We start from the raw sequence: 26,825 nt of genomic DNA on the forward strand, positions 1-26,825 counted from the left end.
TATTTATTTTTTTTCATGTTTATAGGTCTTTAAATTTTTTTCAAAAATTTTTTTCAATTGTATCTCAATATTTCTTTTTGAAATTTTTTTATTAATTAAATCATTTAAATTAGTAGTTGGATAGTTGCTAATTATAGGGTTTTTTATCAAATTAATTCCAATTCCAATTATTAAAAATTTTTGATTTTGTTTATTTATTATCTCTTGGAGAATTCCACAAATTTTTTTTCCCTTAATTAATAAATCATTTGGTTTTTTATATACAATCCTCTTTTTATAATATTTTGAAATTAGGTTTTTTACTAATATACAATTTAATTTTGTAATTTTAGTTATAGTTAAATCCATATTTTCTAAATTATAAAAAAAACTTACAAATAAATTTCCTTTAAATGAAGTCCATTTTCTTCCGTACTGCCCACGTCCATTACTTTGGCTCTCAGCAATTATCATTCCACACTTTAAATTGGAACTTTTAACAATTCTTATGGCTGTATCATTCGTGCTTCTTAATTTTTTAAATCTTAAAATTCTGAATTTCATCAAATAATATTAATTCTTGAAACTACCTCTATTAATTGACTTGGAAATATGAAGTATATCAGAATTAACAATGTAGATGCTGTCAAAGAAAATTTTAACCAAAAACTATGGTCGGTATCATATTTTTCTTTTTTCTCATCAAAATACATAATTTTAATTAACCTTAAGTAATAAAAAGCTGCAACGACTGTTGATAATAAACCTACGATTGCTAAAAAATACATTGATTGTTCAATGACTGCTTTAAAAACATAAAACTTAGCAAAAAAACCAGCCAAAGGAGGAATCCCAGCTAGTGAGAATAGAATTATAAGTAATGATAACGCTAGCATTGGATGATTTTTAGACAAACCTGACAAATCATCTATTTTTTCGTAATAGTTATTGTCTCGTTTCAACATTAACAAGCATGAAAATAATCCTAAGTTCATTAGTATATATATAGTTATATAAATTACTGAACTTTGAATGCCATCATTAGTACCTGCCACTACACCAGCTAAAGCGTAACCAACATGACCTATGGAGCTATAAGCAACAAGCCTTTTCAAATTTGTTTGTCCTATGGCAGCAATAGCACCAAATAGCATTGATGCGATCGATAAAAAAATTAAAATCATTTGCCACTGATCAATCAGATTTAAAAATGGCACATATAAAAATCTTATAAATACTGTCAATGCTGCTATTTTTGGAACCATTGTAAAAAATAATGTCACTGAAGTTGGTGAACCTTCATAAACATCTGGAGCCCACATGTGAAAAGGAACAGCAGAAATCTTAAACGCTAGTCCCACTAAAATAAATACGATACCAAATGTCAAAGCATACTCATTTGAATTTAATTGATCAGCTATTACATTAAAATTGGTGGAGCCAGTAAATCCATATATCAAAGAGCAACCATATAGCAACAAACCAGAGGACAAGGCACTTAAAACAAAATATTTGAGTCCCGCTTCAGAAGATTTTATTTGATCTCTATTGAACGTAGCTAAAACATATAATGCCAATGACTGAAGCTCAAGACCCATATAAAACACAATTAAGTCATTAGAATTAATCATAACCATCATTCCTAATACAGAACTTAAAATTAATATTGGATACTCAATCTTAAAAATTTGAAAAGTTTTAAGATAATTTGAAGAAATGATTAAGACTAAGAAGGCAGCTAATAAAGTGATTATTTTCATTAAAGAAGATAGATAATCGATGATAATACTATTATTAAATAATTTTGTTTCGTTAATACCTATTGTTTCATTAAAAGTAATAACAGCGGTTACAATCAAAACAGCTAAAGCAAGACTCTGAACAAGTCTTGAGCTATTTTTTTTAAAAACACCTAATATTAATAAAAACATTATCGATAATGATAAAAATATTTCAGGTAATACTAAATGTAAATTTTCCATTATATTTTACTTGCTAGTTTAAAGTTATATTGATCAATTAAATCTGAGATAGAAACCTCAATTGTATTAATTAAAGGATCTGGATAAAATCCAAAAAATAGAGTTGGCACAGCTAAACAAGATAAAATAAATAACTCAGATCTATTTAAATCAAACATCTGTTTTAAATCTGTATTTATTAATTTACCAAAAACTACTCTTTTGTATAACCAAAGCATATATGCAGCACCAATAATTACCCCTAAGCTAGCAATCACAGCTACTAAAAAATTATCCTTAAATGCACCCATCAAAATTAAAAACTCACCAACAAAACCACTTGTTCCAGGTAGGCCTAGAGCTGCTAAGGTAAATAACATAAATAAAATAGAATATTTTGGAATAATACTTACGATTCCACCATAAGTATTTATAAGTCTTGAATGCATTCTGTCATAGACAACGCCTACACATAAAAAAAGTGCTGCAGAAACTAGTCCATGACTGATCATTTGAATAATACTTCCCTCAATACCTTGTTGTTGAATTGTAAAAATTCCTAAAGTAACGTAACCCATATGTGCAACCGATGAATAAGCAATTAGTTTTTTCATATCTTCCTGCATTAAAGCTATGAAAGAAGTAAAAATTATCGCAATCACACTAAGTGTATAAACAAGCGGAGTGAAGATTTCTGATGCTGCAGGAAATAATCCAAGAGAAAATCTAATAAAACCATAACCTGCCATTTTTAATAATATAGCTGCTAATAAAACAGATCCTGCTGTCGGTGCTTCAACATGAGCATCTGGTAACCATGTATGAACTGGCCACATAGGAGTTTTAACTGCAAAAGAGCTAAAAAAAGCTAACCATAAAAGATTTTGATACTTTATATCAATTCCAGAATTATAAAGTTCAACTACATCTGTAGTTCCATTCAACCAATATATTGTAATTATAGCTACTAACATTAGGACTGAACCAAGCAAGGTATACAAAAAAAATTTAAATGCCGAATAAACTCTTCTGGCACCACCCCAGATACCAATAATTAAAAACATGGGAATTAAACCTGCCTCAAAAAATAAATAAAAAATAACAAGGTCTAAAGAGCAGAATACACCGATCATAAAAGACTCCATGATAAGTACAGCTATCAAAAATTCACTTAGTCTCTCTTTGATTGAATTATTTACAGATATAATACAAAGAGGTGTTATAAATGTTGTTAGCAAAATAAACAAAATTGAAATACCATCAACACCTACCTTATAATTTATTAAATCTTTAATCCAAATTCTTTCCTCAACAAATTGAAACTCAGAAGTTGTTGGATCAAATAATATCCATAGATAAATTGATAAAAAAAAATTTACTGCTGAAGTAAATAAAGCAACATATTTTCCAGTAAAATTATTTTTTTTATCACTTTTGGTAAAAAATAAGAATAAAGCTCCAATTGATGGTAATAAAATCAAAGAGGAAAGAATAGGAAAGTTCATTATTTTACAATTAAGAATGTTAATAAAGCAGAAAAACCAAGTAACATTACAAAAGCATATTGATATATATACCCACTTTGAAATTTATTAGCTTTTAGTGAAAATTTTTTGATCATCGACGAAATACCGTCTGGACCAAACCCATCGATAATTTTCAAATCAAAGAACTTCCATAAAAATAAACCTAATTTTTTTGATGGTTTAACAAATAAAACATCATAAAGTTCATCAAAATACCATTTATTTAACAAAAACTGATAAAGCGGTTTATTTATACTAGCTAATCGTTCAGGTAAATTTCTATTTTTAAGGAATAAATAATATGCCAGTGGAATAGACACTATTACCAAAGTTGGAGTAAGTAATAAAAACCATAGTGGTGGGTGATCAGTGCTTAATGGTTTTAGAAAAAATATTGAGTCACGCCAAAAATTATTTAGACTTTCATAACCGATAAATAATTCTTTAAATAAAAATCCTGCAAATATTGCACCAATTGATAATAAAACTAGAGGTATCAACATCACGATAGGAGACTCGTGCGTCTCTTCTATCTTAATCTCTTTATTATTATACTCACCATGAAAAGTTTTAAAAATTAATCTCCAAGAATAAATTGATGTAAGAAATGCTGTAAAAATACCTATACCAGCAGCATAATATCCTGTTGTATTTCCTCTCAAATAAGCAAATTCAATTATTGCATCTTTAGAATAAAAACCTGACAAAAATGGAAACCCCGTTAAAGCTAGCGTTCCTATAATCATTAGTAAATAGGTGTATGGAAGTTTTTTCCACACTCCGCCCATATTATTTATATTTTGTTCGTCTTTAAGAGCATGAATAACTGATCCAGATCCTAAAAATAATAGTGCTTTAAAAAACGCGTGAGTGAATAAATGAAACATTGCAACATTATATGCTCCCACACCAGTGGCAAAAAACATGTAACCTAATTGGCTACAAGTAGAATATGCAATTATTTTTTTAATATCATTTTGTACCAGAGCTACTGTTGCAGCAAAGAATGCGGTACTCATACCAACAATTGTGATGATATTTAAAGCTAAATCAGAGTATTCATAAATTGGTGAACACCTTACAACTAGAAAAACTCCTGCTGTTACCATAGTGGCGGCATGAATTAAGGCAGAAACGGGTGTTGGTCCTTCCATAGCGTCTGGTAACCAAGTATGAAGTAAAATTTGTGCTGATTTACCCATTGCACCAATGAATAAAAGTAAGCAAATCAAATCTACAGCATTAAATGTGATACCTAAAAATACCAAATTTTTATCTGTAATGTTTGGAATTTCAGCAAAAACCTCAGTATAATTTACAGTTCCAAATAAATAAAAAATTAAAAATATTCCTAGAGCAAATCCAAAATCACCCACTCTATTCACTACAAATGCTTTAATTGCAGCTTTGTTAGCTGTTTCTTTTTTAAACCAAAATCCTATTAAAAAATACGAACATAAGCCTACACCTTCCCAACCAAAAAATAATTGAATGAAATTATCCGCAGTAACTAACATCAGCATTGCAAATGTAAATAAAGATAAGTAAGCCATAAATCTTGGTTTGTGCGGGTCATGAGACATGTAACCGATTGAATAAATATGAACTAAGGCAGAAACTGATGTAACAACAACTAACATCACAGCAGATAATGAATCAATTTTCATTGACCAATTTACTTCAAGCGATCCAGAGCTAATCCATGTCGCTATGATGATGTTCTCTTGATATTGATTAACAACAACCTCATACAAAACAAGGACAGAAAAAATTGCTGAAATAGATACCAATAGGCTGGTAATTATTTCTGAACTCCTATCTCCTATCAATTTTCCAAAAAATCCTGAAATAATTGAAGCAATTAATGGTAATGCTATAATTGAAATTTCCATATTAACCTTTTAGTTTATCTATCTCCTCTACTCGAATAGTTCCAGAGTTTCTAAAATAAACAACTATGATCGCAAGACCAATTGCAGCCTCAGCTGCAGCAACAGTTAGTATAAAGAGGGTAAACACTTGACCAGAAAGATCTCCTAAATAAATTGAAAAAGATACTAAATTAATATTTACAGCTAATAAGATAAGTTCAATACTCATCAAGATTACAATAATATTTTTTCTATTAAGAAATATACCAATTATTCCAATACTAAAAATAACAGCACCTAAAGTTAAATAGTGACCTAAACCTATATCAATCATCTATTTTTACTCCTTTATTAGATGCAACTTCAAGAACTTCCACACCTTCAGACCTTTCTCTAGATATTTGTTTTAAATAACTTTGTTTTTTAACACCCTCTCTTTGTCTAAAAGTAAGGACTATTGCACCTATCATAGCAATCAAAAGTATCATCCCACTAATTTGAAACACATGTATATAATCAGTGTATAAAACCTGACCCAGTGAATGAGTGTTACTAACCCCATTTTCTAGTGATGATTTTGTAGAATTAAATAAATCAGGTTTATATTTCCAGCCACCTATTACAATTATCAATTCAAAAAATATTATTACACTGATTAATAATCCTATAGGGATATGTCTTGAGCTATCTTTTGAAACAAACCACTGATTTTTTTGTTGAGCAACATTAAGCATCATTACAACAAACAAAAATAGCACTGCAACTGCACCAACATAAACTATCAGCATAATCATCCCCAAAAATTCGGCACCAATCATTATGAAGAGACAAGATATACTTATAAAATCAAGAATTAAAAAAAAAACTGAATGAACTGTGTTTTTAGAAACAGTTACCATTATGGCAGAAACAACTGCAATGACAGAAAAGACATAAAAAAATATTGCATGTGCAATCATAAATTATCTGTATGGATTGTCTGATTTAATATTTGCTGCTAAAACATTTTCCCATCTATCTCCGTTATCTAGGAGTTTTTCTTTTGTATAATAGAGTTCTTCACGAGTTTCAGTTGAAAATTCAAAATTTGGTCCTTGGACAATTGCATCTACAGGACAAGACTCTTCACATAATCCACAATAAATACATTTCATCATATCAATATCATAGCGTGTAGTTTTTCTGCTTCCATCAGCTCTTTCGGCAGATTCAATTGTAATTGCTTGAGCAGGGCAGACAGCTTCACACAATTTACAAGCTATACATCTTTCTTCTCCATTAGGATATCTTCTCAATGCGTGTTCACCTCTATATCTTGGACTAATTTTGCCTTTTTCGAATGGATAATTTATCGTTTTTTTTGATTTGAAAAGTTCCTTAACAGCAATAAAAAGCCCACTGATAAAATCGGTCATTAATATTGTTTTAAAAAATCTTGATATTTTCATTTATATTGTAGGTAAAAGATTAAAGTAAAAAAGATAACTTGCTGTCAAAACAACATAAGTTAAAGATAATGGTAAAAATATTTTCCAACCTAGTCTCATAAGTTGATCATATCTATATCTTGGAACAATCGCTTTGACCAACGCAAAAAGAATAAATAAAAATAAAATTTTGAAAATTAACCAAAGAGCGCCAGGGATTAAATTAAAAGGATAAAGATCGATTGGAGATAACCAGCCTCCTAAAAATAAAATTGACCCTAGTGCACACATTAACAAAATATTTGCGTACTCTCCCAACCAAAACATTGCATACATCATCCCAGAATATTCTGTTTGGTAACCCGCAACTAATTCAGCCTCTGCCTCTGGTAAATCAAAGGGTGGTCTATTCGTTTCAGCTAAAGCTGATATAAAAAAAATTACAAACATTGGAAATAATGGTATTACAAACCACATTTCTTTTTGAGCAACTACAATATCATTCAAGTTTAGAGATCCAACGCACAATAAGACATTAATAATAATGATACCAATCGATACTTCATAAGATACCATTTGTGCAGCAGATCTAATTGCTCCTAAAAAAGGATATTTTGAATTCGATGCCCATCCACCCATTATTATCCCATACACACCCAATGATGAGACAGCAAAAATATATAAAATTCCAACATTTATATCTGCCAATACTTGTTCAACTCCAAAAGGAATTACAGCCCATGCTATTAGAGCTAGAGTCATAGTTATTATTGGAGCAAGAATAAAAATTACTTTGTTTGAACTAGCAGGTATTATTATTTCCTTGAAAATATATTTTAAGGCATCTGCTAGGGATTGTAATAAGCCAAATGGACCAACAACATTTGGACCTTGTCTTTTTTGAACAAAAGCCCAAACTCTTCGATCCAACCATACGATCATAGCAACTGAAACTAAAACAGGCACTAATAAAAATAAAATTTTGTAACTCTCTTGAAAAATAATATTTAAGTATTCCATGAATTAACCCTCTGTGCCTGTTTTTTTTAATTCAACTTTTGCGTTATTACATTCAAGCATAGTTTTTGATGAACGTGCAATTACATTAGAAAAATAGTAGTCTTTATAATCAACTTTTAAAAATTCATCAGCAAAATCACTTTCATTTAATTTATCATCTAATTCTGTATTTTGCTGGTCTTTGTTCATCTTTAAATAGTTAAACATACTACTTTCGAGTTCATCTTTATCATTAAAAAGTTTTCTATTATTCATAATCTCAGCGAGATCATTAATAATTTGCCAGTCCTCTTTTGCATCACCTGGGGGGTAAGATGCTTTATAAGCTTTTTGTAATTTACCTTCCAAATTAGTGTAATGTCCAGATTGTTCAGTATAAGCAGCACCTGGTAAAATTATATCTGCAATTTCTGCACCTCTATCTCCATGACTTCCTTGATAAATAATAAATTCATCCTTCTTTTTAAAATCTAAATTATCTTGGCCAAGTAAAAAAATAATTTCAAATTTATTTTCATAAAGTTCATCTAGAATTTTATTACTTTTATCAATGATATCTAAATCTAGATTTCCAACCGTAGATGCATCCACTGATAATATGTTTATTGGATTCCAATCATTATTCAATTTATTATTCTTGTATAAAAATTTTTTGGATAAATTAAATAAATAACTTGCTGATTTAATTTTAAAAAAGGACTCGCCAAATACAATCATTGGTTTTTTTGACTCAATAATTTCTTTTGACAATTCATTATTATTTTCAAATATATTTTTGATGGTTTTTACTCTCCCATCTAAACTTTGATAGTTGTAAGTTAGGTCTCCAAGATCATTTAAGGAAATAACTCTGGTATTATTACTTAAATATGCTTTTCGAATTCTCGCATTAATCATTGTTGCTTCAAATCTAGGATTTGTGCCTATTAATAAAATTAAATCTGCTTCTTCAATTCCGTTTATCGATGAATTGAATAAATAATTTTCTCTTTTGGAATTGTTGATAAATCTTTTTGTAGATCTAAAATCATATTTTTTCGTGTCAATTGTTCTTTCTAAAAATTCTTTGAAAATAAAACTTGTCTCCATATTTGTTAGATCACCAACAAATCCGCAAATTTTATCTTTGTTTGCATTTTCTATTTTTGATTTGATGATTTTGTAAACTTCATCCCAAGAGGCTTTTTCAAATTTATTATTATACTTTATATACGGAGTGTCTAATCTTTGATTTAATAATCCATCACAAGCATATCTTGTTTTATCTGAAATCCACTCTTCATTTATGTCCTCATTTATAACGGGCAAAACTCTTTTCACTTCCCAGTCATAGGTATCAACTCGAATATTGGAACCAACTGCATCCATTACATCAATTGTCTGCGTTTTTTTTAATTCCCATGGTCTTGCTTCAAAAACATAAGGCTTAGATGTTAGAGCTCCTACTGGACAAAGATCAATTACGTTTCCTGATAGTTCTGATTGAACTGATTGCTCTAAATATGTAGTAATTTGCATATCCTCACCTCTTCCAATTGCACCTAACTCAGGAACACCAGCTATCTCGGTTGCAAATCTCACGCACCTTGTACAATGAATACATCTTGTCATTTGAGTTTTGATCAGTGGACCCATATTTTTCTCAGGCACTGCTCTTTTGTTTTCTTTAAATCTTGACTTATCTATTCCATAAAACATCGATTGATCTTGAAGATCACATTCCCCACCTTGATCACATACTGGACAATCCAATGGATGATTTGCTAATAAAAACTCCATCACACCTTTCCTTGATTTCTCTATTTTTGGAGTATTAGTTTTTATAACCATTCCATCTGCAGCGGGCATTGCACATGAGGCTATTGGTTTTGGAGATTTTTCCATTTCAACTAAACACATTCTGCAGTTACCAGCTATTGATAGTTTTTCGTGATAACAAAATCTTGGTATTTCTGCGCCTGCTTTTTCACAAGCCTGAAGAACAGTCAACCCTTCCTCAACCTCTACTTCAATATCATTAACTTTTAATTTAAGCATTTTTATCCAATAAGTGTTGATCTACCAAATAAGGTATATTTTTATTTTCTTTTACAATTGGATCAAATTTATTTCTTTTTTTAATTTCATCTTTGAAATGTCTTAATAAACCTTGAACTGGCCAAGAAGAACCCTCGCCAAATGCACAAATCGTATGACCTTCTATTTGTTTTGTAACATCACCCAACATGTCTATCTCATCTTTGGACGCTTCTCCTTTTGCCATTCTTTCAAGCATTCTCCACATCCAGCCCGAACCTTCTCTACAAGGTGTGCATTGGCCACAACTTTCATGTTTGTAAAATCTCGCTATTCGAGCCATACATTTTATAATGTCTTGATCTTTATTAATCACAACTACACCAGCTGTACCTAATCCACTTTTTTCAGCCATTAATGAGTCGAAGTCCATAGTCAAAGTCTCACATTTATCTTTTGGTATTAATGGCATTGATGATCCACCAGGTATGACAGCTTGTAAATTATCCCAGCCACCTATGACACCACCAGCATGTACTTCAATTAGTTCTTTTAATGGAATGTTCATTTCTTCCTCAACATTACAAGGATTATTTACATTTCCAGATATACAAAAAATTTTGGTACCCGTATTTTTTTCTCTTCCTAAAGACGCAAACCATTTCCCACCTCTTCTTAATATAGTTGGTACAACAGCTATAGTTTCCACATTATTAATTATTGTTGGGCAACCATAAAGTCCAATTAGTGCCGGAAAAGGAGGTTTTAATCTTGGTTGACCTTTTTTTCCCTCAATACTTTCGAGTAATGCAGTTTCTTCTCCACAAATATATGCTCCAGCTCCATAGTGAATATAAATATCCAGATCCCACCCAGTGCCTGCAGCGTTTTTACCTAATAGTTTTTTTTCATAAGCCTCGTCAATTGCCGCTTGTAGCTTTTGTCCGTCTACAAAATATTCACCTCTAATATAAATGTAACAAACATGTGCTTGAATTGCATAAGATGCAATCAAACAACCTTCGATTAATTTATGAGGTTCAAATCTTAAAATATCTCTATCTTTACAAGTGCCTGGCTCAGATTCATCTCCATTGATGACTAAATAATGAGGTCTAGAGCCGACCTCTTTAGGTGCAAAAGACCATTTTAAACCTGTAGGAAAACCTGCACCACCTCTTCCTCTAAGTTGAGAGTCTTTGATTTCATTTATAATCCAGTCTCTGCCCTTATCTGTTATTTCTTTAGTATTAACCCAATCACCTCTTTTTTGAGATGATGCTAGGTCGGGTCCCAAATCATTGTATAAATTTTGAAAAATTCTGTCTTGATCCTTAAGCATTTTTTAAATCCATTAATGTTTTTCTATTATTTTCTGGCTCATTATTGATTCTTCCTCTATAGGAGCCAGGTGTTGGTTTTTCTCCCTTTAAAATTTTATCTAAAATTTTTAAAGTTTTTTCTTTATCAAGATCTTCATAATAGTCGTCATTAATTTGCATCATTGGTGCATTGACACATGCACCAAGACACTCAACTTCCATCCATGAACAACTTTTATCATTTGAAAGGACTGATTCATCCTCTGAAATTTTTTCTTTACATGCCTCGACTAATTTGTTTGCACCTCTTATCATACATGGGGTTGTGGTACACACTTGGACAAAATATTTACCCACTGGGGATAGATTATACATGCTATAGAAAGTAGCAACTTCATATACTTTTATGTATGGCATATTTAAAAATTTTGCGATGTATTTCATTGCAGCTAAAGGTATCCAGTTTTCATTTTGTTTTTGAGCAATATATAATAATGCCATCACAGCACTTTGTTGTTTACCTTCTGGATATTTAGAAACAATATTTTTTGCTGCCTCTAATGAAGAAGGGTTAAATTCAAAATTTTCAGGTTGGTTTTTTGCAGGTCTTCTTAAACTCATCTATCAACCTCCCCAAAAACTATATCAAGTGAACCAAGAACAGCAGGTACATCTGCTAACATGTGACCCTTAATCAAATAATCCATTGATTGTAAATGTGAAAATCCTGGCGCTCTAATCTTGCACTTATAAGGTTTACTAGATCCATCTGAGATTAAATAAACACCGAATTCACCTTTGGGTGCTTCTACAGCAGTATAAATTTCGTCTTTGGGTACACGATATCCCTCAGTAAATAATTTAAAGTGATGTATCAATGCTTCCATAGATTGTTTAATCTCTGCTTTAGATGGAGGGGATATTTTACCATCAAAAGTTTTAATTGGACCTTTCTCCATCCTTGCTAAACATTGTTTTATAATTGATACACTTTCCTTCATTTCCTCAATTCTACATAAATATCGATCATAACAATCACCATTTTTACCTACTGGAATTTTAAACTCTAACTGATCATAGCAATCGTAGGGTTGAGATTTTCTTAAATCCCACGGGATTCCTGAGCCTCTAATCATTACACCACTAAAAGAGTAGTCTAGTGCATCATCTTTGGTTACCACTCCAATATCCACGTTTCTTTGCTTAAATATTCTATTATCAGTTAAAAGGTTCTCGAGATCATTTATTATTTTTGGAAAAGTTTCACAAAATTTCGCTATATCTTTTTCTAAACCAGCTGGTAAATCTTGATGAACTCCACCTGCTCTGAAATAATTTGCATGTAATCTAGATCCAGATGCTCGTTCGTAAAAAGTCATTAATGTCTCTCTTTCCTCAAATCCCCATAATGATGGTGTTAAGGCACCCACATCTAAAGCTTGAGTAGTAACATTTAATATATGACTTAATATTCTTCCAATTTCACAAAACATTACTCTTATATATTGAGCTCTTATTGGAACATCGATATTTAAAATTTTTTCAATAGCTAAAGCAAAAGCATGCTCTTGATTCATAGGAGCAACATAATCTAGTCGATCAAAATATGGGACAGCCTGCATATAAGTTTTATTTTCAATTAATTTTTCTGTTCCTCGATGTAACAAACCAATATGTGGATCTGCTTTTTCTACAACCTCACCATCCAGTTCAAGAATTAGTCTTAACACACCATGGGCAGCAGGATGTTGTGGACCGAAATTCAAATTTAGATTTTTAATTTTTTTTGTCATTAGTTTCTGATATTTCTTTTATGTATTTTGTTCCTTCCCAAGGACTTTCATAATCAAAATTTCTATAATTTTGTTCTAGTTTTACAGGTTCATTGATAACTTTTTTTTTCTCTTCGCTATATCTAACTTCCGAATGGCCAGTTAAAGGAAAATCTTTTCTTAATGGGTGGCCTTCAAAACCATAGTCAGTCAAAATTCTTCTTAAATCAGGATGATTTTTAAAATTTACGCCGTACATATCGAAAACTTCTCTTTCCATCCAATTAGCTGATGGAAATATAGATGTTAGAGAGGAGATAAGCTCGTTTTCATTGATAGAATAACTTAGGATCATTCTCTGGTTAAACTCATGACTTAAAAATAAATACACAATCTTAAATCTTTGGGTTTCCTCAGGATAATCTACAACCGTAATATCAATAAGCTGTCTAAACTTAGTATCTTTGTTTGTTTTTATAAATAGAACTACGTCAATTAAATCTTCTTTATCAATTTCAACATAAATTTGATTATGTTTAATTGATGTCTTATTAATTTTAGTCGTAAGTTCTGAATTTATTTTTTTCTCTAAATCAATTAAGTTATTCATTTTATCTGTTAAAAGATCCTTTGTTTCTAATTTTTTTTTGTAATTGCATTATTCCATATAACAATGCTTCAGCAGAAGGTGGACAGCCTGGTACATAAACATCAACGGGCACAATACGATCACAGCCTCTTACAACAGAATATGAATAATGATAGTAACCACCACCATTGGCACAACTTCCCATTGATATAACATATCTTGGTTCTGGCATTTGATCATAAACTTTTCTTAATGCTGGTGCCATCTTATTTGTTAAGGTACCTGCAACAATCATAACATCAGATTGTCTAGGCGATCCCCTTGGTGCAGCGCCAAACCTTTCAAGATCATATCTTGGCATAGCTGTTTGCATCATTTCAACAGCACAGCAAGCAAGACCAAAAGTCATCCAATGCAAAGACCCTGATCTTGACCAGTTTACTAAATTTTCTAATGAAGTGGTTATAAACCCATTCTTGCCAAAATCTTCTGCAAGTTGTTTAAATTCATCAGGTACTTGATCTAATTTATTTTTCATTTAAAAAAATTTTATTCCCAGTCTAATGCACCTTTTTTCCATTCATAAATGAATCCAATTGTAAGTATGAATAAAAAAATCATCATTGACGTAAAACCTAAGATACCAATATTTCCTAAAGAAATTGCCCACGGAAATAAAAAAGCAATTTCAAGATCAAAAATAATAAATAAAATTGCAACTAAATAAAATCTCACATCAAATTCCATTCTTGAATCTTGGAATGGTTCAAATCCACACTCATAAGCTGATAATTTTTCTGGATCTGGATTTTTTGGAGATAAGATAAAATTAATTACTATAAAAGCGCAACTAAGTCCTAATGCTATAATTAAGAATAATATTATAGGTAAATAATCTTTTAAAAATTCCGCTGTCATGGTGGAATATATATCATTTTTTAAAGCCAGATGAAGTGGTGATAGGTCACATTATTCAAAATATACAGCTCATTTGATAACGATTATCAGCTTTAATTAAAATAAGTGGCGGGAGTGAAGGGACTCGAACCCTCGACCTATCGCGTGACAGGCGATCGCTCTAACCAACTGAGCTACACCCCCACTTTTGATTCTTTTGGTGGGCAGTAAAGGACTCGAACCTTTGACCCCCTCGGTGTAAACGAGATGCTCTACCAACTGAGCTAACCGCCCAAAACCAAAATGTTGGTTATATCTTTTAGTAAAATAAGGTCAAGATTAATTAGTTGTTATAAATAAAAGATAATTTTTTAAAATCCACCTCTCCAATTATTTTTAGAGTTAAAATTATCTTTCTCTGTTTTCGATGTTGGTCTTGTTAAATAATAAGTCACAAAAACTACAATTAATAAAATAATATATAATTCCATAAATAAATTTTTTATTGAATGCTTGCTTGAGACTTGTCGTCTTTTTTAGAAATATCAACTTCAACCCACTCTGTCTTTTTCAGCTCCTTAGTTAAAGCAATCTTTAAAACTTCATCAGCATACTCAACAGGAGTTATTTTAATTTCATCAATTATTTTTTTTGGCATATCAACTAAATCTTTCTCGTTTTCTTTTGGAATTAAAACCTCTTTGATTCCTGCTCTATGCGCTGCAATAAGTTTTTCTTTTAAGCCACCAATTGGTAATACTTGACCTGTTAAAGTAACCTCACCTGTCATTGCAACATCTCTTTTAACTGGAATGTTTGTTATAGAAGACACTATGGAAGTAACCATCCCGATTCCTGCAGATGGACCATCTTTTGGTGTAGCACCCTCTGGAACATGAATATGAAAATCTTTTTTCTCAAACAATGGAGGTATAATTCCATATTCTAAACATTTAGACCTAACAAAAGATTTTGCAGCTTTGACTGACTCTTGCATTACATCACCAAGCTTACCTGTTATTTGCATTCTTCCTTTACCAGGCATTGTAGCAGTTTCAATTTTCAAAATTTCACCACCATATTCTGTCCATGCTAATCCTGTAACTATTCCTACTCTATTTTCAGTCTCTAATTCACCTGATTTAAATTTAGGAACACCTAAAAAATCTGACAAGTTGTCTTTATTAATCTTGACTTCTTTTTCCTCGCCAGAAACAACTTTCTTAACTACTTTTCTAGCGACTTTAGAAATTTCTCTTTCTAGATTTCTAACACCAGACTCTTTTGTGTAACTTCTAATAATTTCTTGAATTATATCATTTTGTAAATTCATCTCTTTATCTTTAACACCATTATCTTTAATTTGTTTTGGTAATAAATATTTGTTTGCGATATTTATTTTTTCATCTTCTGTATAGCCAGCAAGTCTTATAACTTCCATTCTATCTAATAGGGGTGGAAGTATATTTAAAGTGTTAGCTGTCGTTACAAACATGACATCAGATAAATCATAATCAACCTCAAGATAATGATCATTAAAACTTGTGTTTTGTTCAGGATCTAGTGCTTCGAGTAATGCTGATGATGGGTCACCTCGATAGTCATTACCAATTTTATCAATCTCATCTAAAAGAATTAATGGATTTTTCGTACCAGCTTTTTTCATCATTTGGATTATTTTACCGGGTAGAGAACCTATGTATGTTCTTCTATGTCCTCTTATTTCTGCTTCATCTCTCATACCACCAACTGACATTCTTACAAATTCTCTATTTGTAGCTTTTGCTATTGATTTTCCTAGAGATGTTTTACCAACACCAGGAGGGCCAACCAAACATAAAATTGGTCCTTTTATTTTTTCCATTCTTTTTTGAACAGCTAAAAATTCAATAATTCTCTCTTTTACTTTTTCTAAACCAAAGTGATCTTTGTCTAAAATTTCTAAAGCTTTTTTAAGATCAATATCTACAGCACTTTTTTTGTGCCATGGAAGTTCTGTCATCCAATCCAAGTAATTTCTAACAACAGTCGCTTCGGCAGACATTGGACTCATATTTTTTAATTTTTTTAATTCTTGTAAGCATTTTTTTTCAACCTCTTTAGGCATTCTCGCTTTAATTATCGCTTTATTAAGGCTTGTATTTTCATCTTTTCCATCTTCAATTTCGCCTAACTCTTTTTGAATAGCTTTTAGTTGTTCATTCAAATAATATTCTCTCTGAGTTTTTTCCATCTGTGTTTTAACTCTGCCGCGAATTCTTTTTTCAACACCAATTATGCTTGTTTCGTTCTCCATTATCTTAATAATTGCATTTAATCTTTTTTTAACATCTATGGTCTCGAAGATTTGTTGTTTTTCTGAAATAGTTGCAGTTATATGAGATGCAATATTATCAGCAATCTGAGAAGGGTCTTTTAATTGTTTGATAGAATTAATAGTTTCATTAGAAATTTTTTTATTAATTGATGTCAATTTTTCTAATCTTCTCAAAGCCGTTGCTGCTAGCGGATATAAATCTTCATCTTTAGTTATGATGTCATTATAGTGAGTAAATTCACAAATAATAAATTTTTCATTATCTTTAAAGTCTAAAATCTTAACTCTTTTTATACCTTCCACTAAAACTTTGACAGTTCCATCTGGTAATTTTAAAAGTTGTAGAATACTACCCTCACAACCATACATAAAAATATCTGTCTTTTTTGGATCATCTATTTCTGAGTTTTTTTGAGTTACTAAAATAATCTTTTTATCTTTTTTCATTACTTCATTAAGAGCAGAGATAGATTTATCTCTACCTACGAATAGAGGTATCACCATACTTGGAAACACCACTATGTCTCTTAGTGGTAATAAAGGTAATGAAATTTTAACGTCCATGAGTAAGAATATGGATATTATAAATTATATTGCAATACCTTTTTCTTATTTATTAAGGATATTACGCCGCTGAGGTCTTGCTGGGCTTAGATTTATCGTCCGATTCTGAATGAACTATTATTGGTTGTGATTGCCCTTTTACAGATGCAGCATCAACTATGACCTCTTTTATATTTTCTTGACTAGGTAAATCATACATCGTCTTAAGTAAAATATTTTCCAAAATTGATCTTAAACCCCTTGCTCCTGTTTTTTTTCTAATTGCTTTAAGGGCAATTTCTTTTAATGCACTTTCTTTAAAACTTAGTTTTGCACCATCTAATTTAAATAATTCCTGATATTGTTTTGTTAAAGAATTTTTTGGCTCTTGTAATATTTTAATTAAAGATTTTTCGTCTAAATCCTCTAGAGTAGCAATCATCGGTAATCGTCCAATAAATTCTGGGATAAGTCCATATCTTAACAAATCTTCAGGTTCTAAACCTTTCATCCATTCACCAGTCTTTTTATCTTGTGTATTTTTTACATCAGCACCAAAACCAATAGAGGTTCCTTTGTCTCTTTGTGATATAATCTTATCTAATCCTGCAAAAGCACCACCACAAATAAACAAAATATTTGTTGTATCAACTTGTAAAAATTCTTGCTGAGGATGTTTTCTTCCACCTTGTGGTGGAACACTTGCTATTGTTCCTTCCATTATTTTTAAAAGCGCTTGTTGTACACCTTCACCTGAAACATCTCTAGTTATAGATGGGTTCTCAGATTTTCTGCTAATTTTATCAACCTCATCTATATAAACAATTCCACGTTGTGCTTTTTCAACATTATAGTCTGCAGCTTGTAATAACTTTAGAATAATATTTTCAACATCTTCACCAACATAACCTGCCTCAGTTAATGTGGTTGCATCAGCCATTGTAAATGGAACATCCAAAATTCTGGCCAGTGTTTGTGCTAGTAAAGTTTTTCCACATCCGGTTGGTCCAACTAATAGAATATTTGATTTAGCAAGTTCTACATTTTTGCTTGTTTTATTCTCATAATTAAGTCTTTTGTAATGATTATGAACTGCTACAGATAAAACTTTTTTTGCATGTGATTGTCCAATTACATAATCATCTAAAACTGAACAAATTTCTTTTGGTGAAGGTAACCCATCTTGATGTTTTACAAAAGTATCTTTGCTCTCCTCTTTGATGATATCCATACAAAGTTCAACACACTCATCGCAGATAAAAACAGTTGGGCCTGCAATAAGTTTTCTAACTTCGTGTTGACTCTTTCCGCAGAAAGAACAATATAAAATATTTTTGTTATTTGTATTCATAGTTTTTATAACGAATCAATTTAATTACTTTATTATAAGAGACTAATGTTAATCAAGTTTCTAATAATTTGATGTCAATATCTTGTGTATTAAGATCTTTTTTCTACCACTTCATCTATCAACCCAAATGACTTGGCAGCATCAGCTGTCATGAAGTTATCTCTTTCTAGAGCAGATTTGATTTCATCTACTGATTTACCTGTATGTTTTGAATAAATTTCATTCAATCTTTTTTTTAAAGATAAAACTTCATTAGCATGAATCTCAATATCGGTTGCTTGTCCTTGAAAACCAGCAGATGGTTGATGAACCATTATTCTAGAATTCGGTAATGAAAATCTTTTACCTTTTTTTCCAGCTGAAAGTAAAAATGATCCCATTGACGCTGCTTGACCGATACATAATGTGGAAATATCTGGTTTTACATATTGCATTGTATCGTAGATACCGAGACCCGCAGTTACTAAACCCCCAGGACTATTTATATATAAATAAATTTCTTTTTTAGGATCTTCTGCTTCCAAAAATAAAAGTTGAGCAGTAACTAAAGATGCAACATTATCGTTAATTTGACCTGTTAGAAAAATTATTCTCTCTTTTAATAGTCTAGAGTAAATATCATATGCTCTTTCTCCTTTACTTGATTGTTCAACAACCATAGGTACTAAAGTGCTCATATGTTCTAATATTTTATTTGTCATAAGTTGATTCGTTTTACTTATACAACTTGAGATTACTTTTTGCTAACTTTTTTTGTTTTTTTGACAGGCGACTTTGTTTTTGAGGTTTTTGTTTTAGTTTTGTTCATTGAAGTTTTTTTAGCCTCAACCTTCTTTTCTGTTTTTTCTTTGCCATCATTTGAATGACTATATTCTTGCATTTGAGATTGTTTTAAAATTTTTTCTGCTTCTTCTTTTGAAACTTCTTTCTTGTTTGGTTTTGCTTTTTCTTTTATCAATTTTAAAATTTTTTCTTCGTAGACTGTGCCTCTCAAGCTAGATAATGCTGAAGGATTTTTTTGATAAAAATCCATGACCATTTTTTCTTGACCTGGCATCATTCTAATTTGTTTTTGAACTTCAGCTTGTAGTTCCTGTTCTGTTACCTTGATTTGATTTTGCTCACCAAATTCATTTAAAACTAATCCAACTTTAATTCTTTTTTTCGCTATTTCTTCAAAATTTTTCCTACTTTTTTTTGCATCTTCTTCGGACATTCCTTGAGAGAGTATCTTTATTTCTTCATCAATTAAATTTTCTGGAATATCTTTTATATTAAATTTTTCTATCTCTTTTAAAATTTGATTTTTAGAGAAACGCTCAAGAGAATTTTTATATTCATCGTTTATTTGTTTTGAAATTAAAGATTTTAGGTCTTTCAAATCTTTTGCACCAAAATTTTTTGCAAATTCATCATCGATTTTTACTGGTTCAGGATTTTTTAATATAGTTATTTTGCATTTAAATTTTGCTTTTTTATTTATTAATTCTTTTTCAGGAAAGTTTTCAGGCAAAGTGGCTTCAATAGTTTTTTCATCACCTACTTTGACACCCATTAGTTGTTTATCAAAACCTTTTAAAAATAAATCTTTACCCAAAGTTAATTGTGTATTTTTACCCTCACCACCTTTAAATGGCTTGTCATCAATAGTGGCATTATAATCAAAGGCTACCAAATCACCTTCTTTTGCAATTGTATCTTTTGGAGCTTCTTTAAAGTTTGGTTGATTTTTTGCTATCTCTTTTATTCTTTTATTTGCCTCAGCCTCATCTATTTTTACTAAATACTCATCAAACTTAATATTTTCTATTGGTTTTACTTCAACCTTTGGAAGCTCTGTTACTGAAATAATATATTCAAGATCTTTATCTTCTCCGTATGTTTTTAGATCTAGCTTAGGTTGACCCGCTGGTTTGATATTATTTTCTTGCAATGCTTTGGTTGAAGAGTCTTTAATAACCTTATCTAAGACTTCACCAAAAACTGCTTTTCCAAATTGTCTTTTTAAAATTTCCTTTGGTACTTTTCCAGGTCTAAAACCTTTAAGGTTTACAGTTCCTTTAATTTCTTCATACTTTTGATCCATATGAGTGCTCATAGTTTTTTTATCTATGAATACTTTTAAATTTTTATTTAGACCTTTTTTGTTTTCTACTGTTACTTTCATCTTTTATACTTTTTTTTAACTTGGTAGCCGCGTTAGTCTCATAGACTAACGTGTCTAACTATTACAAAATTTGCACATTTTGTGTTGATACGATCATTGATACGATTTTGATACGATCTTATCACTTGTGCAAAATTAGTTTAAAAAAAAACTAATAATATGGTAGGGCGAAAAGGACTCGAACCTTCACAGATTGCTCTATCGGTTCCTAAGACCGACGCGTCTACCAATTCCGCCATCGCCCCGCAAATCTTGAAGTTTTATATATTATTGAAACTATTTGTCCAACGACATTTGTTGTAAAATTTATAATTTTTCCATTATAATGAATATTATGATTGTTTCACCTTGTATAAGTATTTGTAAAACTGATCCTAAAACTGGATATTGTTATGGTTGTGGCAGAAATAACGAGGAGAAAAAAGTTTGGAAACAACAGGATACTTCAGATCAATGGAAAATAGATAATCTAAAAACAATTAAAGCTAGATTGTCTGGATGGCAATTAGAAAGTTTTGAGGAGTCCTATACATATAAAATTGAAAATGGTATTTCTCTTTTTAAAAAAAGTTTAAAAAATGAGTAGAACTACAATAGTGTCAATTATTTACATAATAGGCCTTATCTTTGGAGCTGTATTTCTTAAAATATGGAGTGCAGACACCAATGTATATAAAGGTCTTTTAGGACTTGGCTGGACAGCTATATTTTTAATAAGTTTATTTTTAGCTGACAAACATGAAAAAAGTTAAATATTTTATCATTTTTTTATTACTCATTTTACCCATACAAAGTGTAAAATCTGAGATCATAGTAATGAGTGCTTGTGACGACAAACAAGATGAGTTTTTAAAAAATGAGTACATACTTAATTTAAATCAATTAATCATGATCAGAAACTATGTGTACAAAGAAAAAACTTATCAAAAATACAGATTAACAGATCTCAGTGTAAAAAAATCTAACTCATATGTAAGAAATATTTACGAGGAAAATGGAAAAATTTTAACTCACAAACATGGATATCCACAATTTTATACTCAAATACTTTTTGAAAAAGGCAAACAAGAAGTTTATATGAAAACTGTTTTAAATGATGAAGAGGGAATTTCTAAAATTTCTTCATGTGAAAAAGTGGAAAAATTTGATAGTGAAAGTTAATTTTTTTTACCTTTTTTTTTAAAGATTCTTTTTTTTTGACCAAATCGACTTTGAGTAATGTTACTTCTGTGTCTTGCATAAGCTTGTTTTTGTGCTTGTTTCATTGCTCTCTTTGAGGACATAATCTTTAATAATCAATTTCTATACTATTCAACTTTTGAAAATTTTTATCAGCAATCACAATTTCTCCTGAACTTGGTGCATAATTAAGAGCTTCTGATATTACTACATAATGAGTGACTAACACTAAATTTTTATCACCATTCCAACTTTTTACATAATCTTTAAGCTTTTTCATTTGCATTTTTCTATTTTTTGCAAATTTTGCGCTGTAAAAAGAATTGAGAAAATTTTCTGTTTGATAATTTTCAAAAGCAATCAAAGCCGTTTCTTTACACCTGCACCATTCACTTGAAATTACTAATTTAATAGGAATATTATTTTCTTTAAAAAAATTTCCAATTTTTTTTGACTGTAATCTTCCTGATTGACTCAAATTTCTTTGCGTCTCACAATTATTGATATCAAAGTTTTCTGGATCACCATTACCTGGGGCATAAGCATGTCTGATAAAAATTAAATTACCCCCTTTTTCAAGATTGTTTATAATTTCTTTTTTGGTATCTGCATTTATTTCAATTGTTAAAGTGAGAAATATTATTATTATAACCTTAATTAATTTCATCAATGAGCATTAAATTCAAAAAATTAAATAACACAATAATTAAATGTAAAAAATGCCCACGTTTATTTAATTTCATAAAAAAAATTTCATTAGAAAAACGGAAACAAAACATAAATGAAAAGTATTGGGGAAAGCCTGTTACTGGTTTTGGTGACGTCAATGCAAAATTAATGATTATAGGTTTGGCTCCTGCAGCCCATGGTGGAACTAGAACAGGAAGAGCTTTTACTGGAGATAAATCAGGAGATTTTTTGTTTAAAAGTCTCCATAAGGTAAATATATCAAATCAAAATTTTTCAGAAAATAAAAATGATGGTTTAAGATTAAAATCTACTTATATTACTAATATACTCAAATGTGTTCCTCCAGGAGATAAACCTAAAAATAATGAATTAATCAAATGTTCAAATTATTTTACTAGTGAATTAGAACAATTAAAAAAACTTAGAGTAATTGTAGCATTAGGTAAAGTTGCTTTTGATAATTGTCTTAAAATCTACAAAAAGAAATTTAATATGAATAAAAAATATGAATTTAAACACGGAAAAAAATATTTATTACCTGATAAAAGAATATTAATTGCTTGTTATCATCCAAGTCCTAGAAATGTTAATACAAAAGTTATAACACCTTTAATGATTAACAGTTTGTTTAAAAAAGCAAAAAAATTTTCTACACTTTAATTGTGTCACAAAAGTAGGGTTTAAATTTTGAATATATATCTTCAGGAATTTTAACTGGCTTACCATCTTTATTTATAAAAACTAAATGAACTTGTGCTTCAACTATAATATCTTCACCTTTTGTAATAATTTGGTTCATAAAAAAAGAGGTTTTAGTTATAGATTTGACAAAAGATCTAATTGTTAATTCATCCTCTAAAAAGGCTGATTTTTTATACTCGATGTTACAAGACTTGACGATTATTAATGAACCAAATTGTTCTTGAACTTTCTTATTACTAAAACCTATTGAAAATAGAGCCTCTGTTCTTGCTCTTTCTAAATATTTTAAATAATTTGCATAATAAACCACTCCACCAGAATCTGTATCTTCATAATAGACTTTTAATTTGTGAAAAAAATTTTCATGCATAGAAAAATTATATCAAATAATTATCTAATTTGCCGAAAAATAGATATTTTGAAAATAAGCTATAGCTTTCATTTTAGAATTATCAGTATCAGACATTATAGCTAACCCATCTAATTCATTAACATCTAAATCGTGGAATTTTTTAAAATCTTCTTTAACATTTGCTTTGACAGTAACCCACTGATTGAGATTATTTTTAGTAGTAGATAAAACATTATCTATAGACTTTTTGGTATAAGGGCTTGGTGAACTAAATCCAATTTCATTATTACTTGAGAAAACATAGTTTATTGCCCTATTAGAAAGTGGTGTTGCACCAGTCTTTTTTACAGCAAATACTCTAGCTGCAAAATCATGTCCTTTTTTTGTATTTTCTTTTATCCCAGATAAATCTTTTTCAACTTTCCATGTAATATTAATATAAGGTGTCTTATTAAGGTCAATTTTCACTTCTTTTCCTAAACCAGAGGCAGCATTATCAGCAACTGATTTTAAAAAATTGCCATTTTCATTAGATCCAACTGAGTAATTTGTCTTATTGTCCGCACCCCTCACCTTTCTGACCTCAAGCTGTGAAAGTTCAGCTTCGGTAAATTCAAATACTTTTATTTCACTAGCTACACCAATCTCAGTAAATAAAAAGAGGCTGATTAAAAGTTTTAAAATTATTTTCATAAGTTTTTAAAAAAAATTGTTAATACATTATTTTGACAAAATTTAAACAATCAAAAATCAATTTCTATTCGTATATATTAATTATGAAGACAATTTCCATTTTTATTTTATTAATTTACTGGTCAATAATGATTTTTGCTCCAGTGATGTCAAAAGATGTAAAATTTGGCAGGGCCAAACTTAATCAAACAAAGATAGTAGAAATAAAACCAAGAAGTTAATAGGTAGAACGACCTCCACTGATATCAAAAACGGCTGCAGTTGAGAATGTATTCTCCTCTGAAGATAACCAACAGACTAAAGAGGTAAATTCTTCGACCTCAAGAAATCGTCCTCTTGGCACTTTTGATAACATTCTTTGGACGTGTTCTTTGGTCATTTGGTCCAAAATTCTTGTTTTAGCACCTGCGGGGGTAACAGCATTTACTGCTATATTCTTATCCGCAAGCTCTTTACCTAATGATTTCGTTAGTCCAATTGCTCCGGCTTTTCCAACGCTATAAGCACTAGCGTTTGCATTGCCATCCTTACCTGCTACTGAGGCAACATTAACTATCCTGCCATAATTATTTTTGATCATATTCGGCACAATTGTTCGACAACAATTAAAAGTGCCCATTAAATTTATATCAACAACCTTTTTCCACATCTCAATTTCATATTCCCATAAAGTTGCTGTTGGACCAGTAATCCCAGCATTATTAACCAATATATCAATATTTTTGTGCTTGGTGATTTCTTGGACACATTCTTCAACTTTTGAGTAATTTGAAATATCAACAATATTAAAACTTAGATTTGGGCTTTTAATATCTTCAATTGCTTTTTCGACCATTTTCAGATCATTGTCCCAGATAATTACACTCGCACCTGACCTTATGAATCTTTTTGTGATGTCTAAACCAAAGCCTTGTGCGCCTCCGGTAACAATTGCAGTTCTGTCTTTAAAATCAAAAGAAATTTTATCCATAAAACTACTCTCTAGCTAAGAGGTAATAAACAAAAGCTGTTACAAAAGCACCAATAATCCATGAGTAAGATTGTAAAAACATAAAATTTGTGTTCCAAATTGTTGAAGCAGAAAAAATAAATCCTAATATTAAAGAATAAACTCCTTTAAGGTGCCATCCTCCTGAATAATAATAAGTTCCACTAGTTTCGAGTGAGTATATATCTTTGTTTTCTAATTTTCCTTTTTTAACCATGTAAAAATCAGCAATCATTAAACCAAATAGAGGACCAAAAAAAGCACCGATCGTATCTATATAAGATAAGACCCCAACCTGGCTTAAAAAAGTTAACCAAAAAACTCCTATAATAAATCCAAAAATAGCAATTACATAACTAGCGCTTTTTAAAGAAAAAGATGAGGGGTCAAAATTAATTAATGTATATTGAGAGGGAACAAAGTTTGCTATCAAATTTGTTGATGCAGAAGCAATAATAATAAAAATCAAGGCTAAAGAAACCAAAAGAATATTATCTAATTTTCCAATTATATCTGTTGGGTTAGTTAAAATCATCTCTACATTTTGCTCATTTAAATTTTGAAATGCATCAGCACCTGTAACAATAAATAACGCAAAAAATGAAAAAATTATTAGATTTAAAATTAAGCTTAAATTACCTTTTTTAAGCTCTTGTTCATTTTTAACGTATCTAGAAAAATCACCAAATGATAAAATTATAATTGAAAAAAAGGTAAATGTAGTCCCTGCAACTGTAATTATTGGACCAACGTTATTTGGATTAAAGATATTTTGAAAATCTAAAACATTTATAAAAGATTGAGCAGTCAATTTTACATCGGATAATAAAACAATAAAGAAAAACATTATCATTGCGGCATAAATCGTTAATGCAGAAAACTTTATTAATTTTTTGTTATAATTCATGCCAACACTAAATAAGTAAGTTTGCAGCATAATTGAAATCAATATAGCAGCCCAATCGATAATGTTTAATCCTATGAAAAAAACTAATAAAATTTCTTTTTGTAAAATTGAATTATCTACTGAGTACATTAAAACCCGAATTAAGAAACCAATCGCCTTTGATAAAAAGTATGTTTGGATACCAAACATAAATATTCCAACAATACTTCTCAACAACCCAAAAAATTGGGCGCCTCTAAATCCTAATGACGATCTTAATAAGACAACAAATGGTAATCCAAATTTCTGGGATGGTTTTCCAATTAAGTTACAAAATATATAAACAAAAAAAGTTCCTAAAATTGTTCCAAAAAGAACTACTGCAGTATTTAAATTATAAATTAAGTACAAAGATGCAATTAGTGAAAATCCAATAACACTTTGAATATTAACCCCCCAAAAACAAAACAAATCTTTCCAATCCCAAGTTTTACTGTTAGGGTTAACAGTTACTAAATCCCAGTTTATGAGAGTTTTTTTTGTTTTTTGCTGACTCACTTAGACAATATAAAACTTT

The 26,825-nt window shown here is 30.2% G+C and carries 30 protein-coding genes and 3 tRNA genes; 5 read left to right on the top strand and 28 right to left on the bottom strand.

Features of this window, described 5'->3' with window-relative positions; translation table 11 throughout:
• Nucleotides 1-3: 3 nt before the first annotated feature.
• The 22 genes from ACTT83_RS04760 to ACTT83_RS04865 form a co-directional block, all read right to left on the bottom strand.
• Entirely contained in the window at nucleotides 4-543 is a 540-nt protein-coding gene (locus tag ACTT83_RS04760) for a biotin--[acetyl-CoA-carboxylase] ligase (protein WP_440918977.1), read from the bottom strand.
• Complete coding sequence (nuoN, locus tag ACTT83_RS04765; protein WP_440918978.1) at nucleotides 543-1,961, bottom strand: NADH-quinone oxidoreductase subunit NuoN; 1,419 nt, start codon at nucleotides 1,959-1,961, stop codon at nucleotides 543-545. The genes ACTT83_RS04760 and nuoN overlap by 1 nt, the downstream gene beginning before the upstream one ends.
• The gene (locus tag ACTT83_RS04770) at nucleotides 1,961-3,445 is read right to left on the bottom strand and encodes an NADH-quinone oxidoreductase subunit M (protein ID WP_440918979.1); all 1,485 of its coding nucleotides are present in this window, start codon (nucleotides 3,443-3,445) and stop codon (nucleotides 1,961-1,963) included. The genes nuoN and ACTT83_RS04770 overlap by 1 nt, the downstream gene beginning before the upstream one ends.
• On the bottom strand, nucleotides 3,445-5,358 hold the full coding sequence (nuoL, locus tag ACTT83_RS04775) for an NADH-quinone oxidoreductase subunit L (protein ID WP_440918980.1): 1,914 nt from the start codon (nucleotides 5,356-5,358) through the stop codon (nucleotides 3,445-3,447). The genes ACTT83_RS04770 and nuoL overlap by 1 nt, the downstream gene beginning before the upstream one ends.
• 1 nt (nucleotide 5,359) lies before the next feature.
• The gene (nuoK, locus tag ACTT83_RS04780) at nucleotides 5,360-5,671 is read right to left on the bottom strand and encodes an NADH-quinone oxidoreductase subunit NuoK (protein ID WP_440916506.1); all 312 of its coding nucleotides are present in this window, start codon (nucleotides 5,669-5,671) and stop codon (nucleotides 5,360-5,362) included.
• On the bottom strand, nucleotides 5,664-6,296 hold the full coding sequence (locus tag ACTT83_RS04785; RefSeq protein ID WP_440918981.1) for an NADH-quinone oxidoreductase subunit J: 633 nt from the start codon (nucleotides 6,294-6,296) through the stop codon (nucleotides 5,664-5,666). The genes nuoK and ACTT83_RS04785 overlap by 8 nt, the downstream gene beginning before the upstream one ends.
• Before the next feature lie 3 nt (nucleotides 6,297-6,299).
• Nucleotides 6,300-6,785 (bottom strand): NADH-quinone oxidoreductase subunit NuoI, encoded by a 486-nt coding sequence (nuoI, locus tag ACTT83_RS04790; protein WP_440916508.1) that lies wholly within the window; start codon nucleotides 6,783-6,785, stop codon nucleotides 6,300-6,302.
• Nucleotides 6,786-7,784, bottom strand: coding sequence for an NADH-quinone oxidoreductase subunit NuoH (gene nuoH / locus ACTT83_RS04795; protein ID WP_440916509.1), 999 nt, complete (start codon nucleotides 7,782-7,784; stop codon nucleotides 6,786-6,788).
• Nucleotides 7,785-7,787: 3 nt separating this feature from the next.
• Entirely contained in the window at nucleotides 7,788-9,821 is a 2,034-nt protein-coding gene (gene nuoG, locus ACTT83_RS04800) for an NADH-quinone oxidoreductase subunit NuoG (RefSeq protein WP_440918982.1), read from the bottom strand.
• Nucleotides 9,814-11,142 (bottom strand): NADH-quinone oxidoreductase subunit NuoF, encoded by a 1,329-nt coding sequence (gene nuoF / locus ACTT83_RS04805; RefSeq protein WP_440918983.1) that lies wholly within the window; start codon nucleotides 11,140-11,142, stop codon nucleotides 9,814-9,816. Before nuoF ends, nuoG begins: the two co-directional genes overlap by 8 nt.
• Nucleotides 11,135-11,743, bottom strand: coding sequence for an NADH-quinone oxidoreductase subunit NuoE (gene nuoE / locus ACTT83_RS04810; protein WP_440918984.1), 609 nt, complete (start codon nucleotides 11,741-11,743; stop codon nucleotides 11,135-11,137). The genes nuoF and nuoE overlap by 8 nt, the downstream gene beginning before the upstream one ends.
• On the bottom strand, nucleotides 11,740-12,915 hold the full coding sequence (locus tag ACTT83_RS04815; protein ID WP_440918985.1) for an NADH-quinone oxidoreductase subunit D: 1,176 nt from the start codon (nucleotides 12,913-12,915) through the stop codon (nucleotides 11,740-11,742). The genes nuoE and ACTT83_RS04815 overlap by 4 nt, the downstream gene beginning before the upstream one ends.
• Entirely contained in the window at nucleotides 12,899-13,504 is a 606-nt protein-coding gene (locus tag ACTT83_RS04820) for an NADH-quinone oxidoreductase subunit C (RefSeq protein ID WP_440918986.1), read from the bottom strand. The genes ACTT83_RS04815 and ACTT83_RS04820 overlap by 17 nt, the downstream gene beginning before the upstream one ends.
• Nucleotide 13,505: 1 nt before the next feature.
• Complete coding sequence (locus ACTT83_RS04825) at nucleotides 13,506-14,021, bottom strand: NuoB/complex I 20 kDa subunit family protein (protein WP_440918987.1); 516 nt, start codon at nucleotides 14,019-14,021, stop codon at nucleotides 13,506-13,508.
• A gap of 11 nt (nucleotides 14,022-14,032) precedes the next feature.
• Nucleotides 14,033-14,401: an NADH-quinone oxidoreductase subunit A gene (locus ACTT83_RS04830; protein ID WP_440918988.1), complete on the bottom strand. Its 369-nt coding sequence runs from the start codon at nucleotides 14,399-14,401 to the stop codon at nucleotides 14,033-14,035.
• A gap of 106 nt (nucleotides 14,402-14,507) precedes the next feature.
• Nucleotides 14,508-14,584: transfer RNA gene (locus tag ACTT83_RS04835), tRNA-Asp, on the bottom strand.
• A gap of 14 nt (nucleotides 14,585-14,598) precedes the next feature.
• Nucleotides 14,599-14,674, bottom strand: a tRNA-Val gene (locus ACTT83_RS04840).
• A 208-nt stretch (nucleotides 14,675-14,882) separates the two neighbouring features.
• The gene (gene lon, locus ACTT83_RS04845; RefSeq protein WP_440918989.1) at nucleotides 14,883-17,261 is read right to left on the bottom strand and encodes an endopeptidase La; all 2,379 of its coding nucleotides are present in this window, start codon (nucleotides 17,259-17,261) and stop codon (nucleotides 14,883-14,885) included.
• A 61-nt stretch (nucleotides 17,262-17,322) separates the two neighbouring features.
• Nucleotides 17,323-18,591 carry an ATP-dependent Clp protease ATP-binding subunit ClpX gene (gene clpX / locus ACTT83_RS04850; protein WP_440916518.1) on the bottom strand — a complete coding sequence of 423 codons (1,269 nt, stop codon included), beginning with the start codon at nucleotides 18,589-18,591 and terminating at the stop codon, nucleotides 17,323-17,325.
• An 89-nt stretch (nucleotides 18,592-18,680) separates the two neighbouring features.
• Entirely contained in the window at nucleotides 18,681-19,292 is a 612-nt protein-coding gene (clpP, locus tag ACTT83_RS04855; RefSeq protein ID WP_440918990.1) for an ATP-dependent Clp endopeptidase proteolytic subunit ClpP, read from the bottom strand.
• Between the two features lie 32 nt (nucleotides 19,293-19,324).
• Complete coding sequence (gene tig / locus ACTT83_RS04860; protein ID WP_440918991.1) at nucleotides 19,325-20,758, bottom strand: trigger factor; 1,434 nt, start codon at nucleotides 20,756-20,758, stop codon at nucleotides 19,325-19,327.
• A gap of 160 nt (nucleotides 20,759-20,918) precedes the next feature.
• Nucleotides 20,919-21,003, bottom strand: a tRNA-Leu gene (locus tag ACTT83_RS04865).
• Nucleotides 21,004-21,083: 80 nt separating this feature from the next.
• On the opposite strand from ACTT83_RS04865, the gene ACTT83_RS04870 reads away from it, so the two are divergent.
• From ACTT83_RS04870 to ACTT83_RS04880, 3 genes are read left to right on the top strand one after another with little or no spacing between them, the layout of a single operon-like run.
• Entirely contained in the window at nucleotides 21,084-21,344 is a 261-nt protein-coding gene (locus tag ACTT83_RS04870; protein ID WP_440918992.1) for a DUF1289 domain-containing protein, read from the top strand.
• The gene (locus ACTT83_RS04875) at nucleotides 21,337-21,510 is read left to right on the top strand and encodes a hypothetical protein (RefSeq protein WP_440918993.1); all 174 of its coding nucleotides are present in this window, start codon (nucleotides 21,337-21,339) and stop codon (nucleotides 21,508-21,510) included. Before ACTT83_RS04870 ends, ACTT83_RS04875 begins: the two co-directional genes overlap by 8 nt.
• Entirely contained in the window at nucleotides 21,497-21,919 is a 423-nt protein-coding gene (locus tag ACTT83_RS04880) for a hypothetical protein (protein WP_440918994.1), read from the top strand. Before ACTT83_RS04875 ends, ACTT83_RS04880 begins: the two co-directional genes overlap by 14 nt.
• Here the strand turns inward: ACTT83_RS04880 and ACTT83_RS04885 are convergent.
• A complete protein-coding gene (locus ACTT83_RS04885) occupies nucleotides 21,916-22,041 on the bottom strand; it encodes a hypothetical protein (protein WP_440918995.1) in 126 nt (41 codons plus the stop codon). The genes ACTT83_RS04880 and ACTT83_RS04885 overlap by 4 nt on opposite strands.
• A 5-nt stretch (nucleotides 22,042-22,046) precedes the next feature.
• Nucleotides 22,047-22,604, bottom strand: coding sequence for a histidine phosphatase family protein (locus ACTT83_RS04890; protein WP_440918996.1), 558 nt, complete (start codon nucleotides 22,602-22,604; stop codon nucleotides 22,047-22,049).
• 2 nt (nucleotides 22,605-22,606) lie between these two features.
• Here ACTT83_RS04890 and ACTT83_RS04895 point away from each other — a divergent pair, with 2 nt between their 5' ends.
• Nucleotides 22,607-23,287, top strand: coding sequence for a uracil-DNA glycosylase (locus ACTT83_RS04895; RefSeq protein WP_440918997.1), 681 nt, complete (start codon nucleotides 22,607-22,609; stop codon nucleotides 23,285-23,287).
• Here ACTT83_RS04895 and ACTT83_RS04900 read toward each other — a convergent pair.
• Nucleotides 23,277-23,699 carry a YbgC/FadM family acyl-CoA thioesterase gene (locus tag ACTT83_RS04900; protein ID WP_440918998.1) on the bottom strand — a complete coding sequence of 141 codons (423 nt, stop codon included), beginning with the start codon at nucleotides 23,697-23,699 and terminating at the stop codon, nucleotides 23,277-23,279. The two genes, ACTT83_RS04895 and ACTT83_RS04900, sit on opposite strands and share 11 nt — an antisense overlap.
• A 24-nt stretch (nucleotides 23,700-23,723) precedes the next feature.
• Entirely contained in the window at nucleotides 23,724-24,374 is a 651-nt protein-coding gene (locus ACTT83_RS04905) for a DUF3047 domain-containing protein (RefSeq protein WP_440918999.1), read from the bottom strand.
• A gap of 83 nt (nucleotides 24,375-24,457) precedes the next feature.
• Here ACTT83_RS04905 and ACTT83_RS04910 point away from each other — a divergent pair, with 83 nt between their 5' ends.
• Nucleotides 24,458-24,595 carry a hypothetical protein gene (locus ACTT83_RS04910; protein WP_440919000.1) on the top strand — a complete coding sequence of 46 codons (138 nt, stop codon included), beginning with the start codon at nucleotides 24,458-24,460 and terminating at the stop codon, nucleotides 24,593-24,595.
• Here ACTT83_RS04910 and ACTT83_RS04915 read toward each other — a convergent pair.
• On the bottom strand, nucleotides 24,592-25,344 hold the full coding sequence (locus ACTT83_RS04915; RefSeq protein ID WP_440919001.1) for an SDR family NAD(P)-dependent oxidoreductase: 753 nt from the start codon (nucleotides 25,342-25,344) through the stop codon (nucleotides 24,592-24,594). The two genes, ACTT83_RS04910 and ACTT83_RS04915, sit on opposite strands and share 4 nt — an antisense overlap.
• Before the next feature lie 4 nt (nucleotides 25,345-25,348).
• Nucleotides 25,349-26,806, bottom strand: a complete 1,458-nt coding sequence (locus tag ACTT83_RS04920) for a cytosine permease (RefSeq protein ID WP_440919002.1) — start codon at nucleotides 26,804-26,806, stop codon at nucleotides 25,349-25,351.
• Between the last annotated feature and the right edge of the window lie 19 nt (nucleotides 26,807-26,825).

The organism is Candidatus Pelagibacter sp. (assembly GCF_052049775.1).
Taxonomy (GTDB): Bacteria; Pseudomonadota; Alphaproteobacteria; order Pelagibacterales; family Pelagibacteraceae; genus Pelagibacter.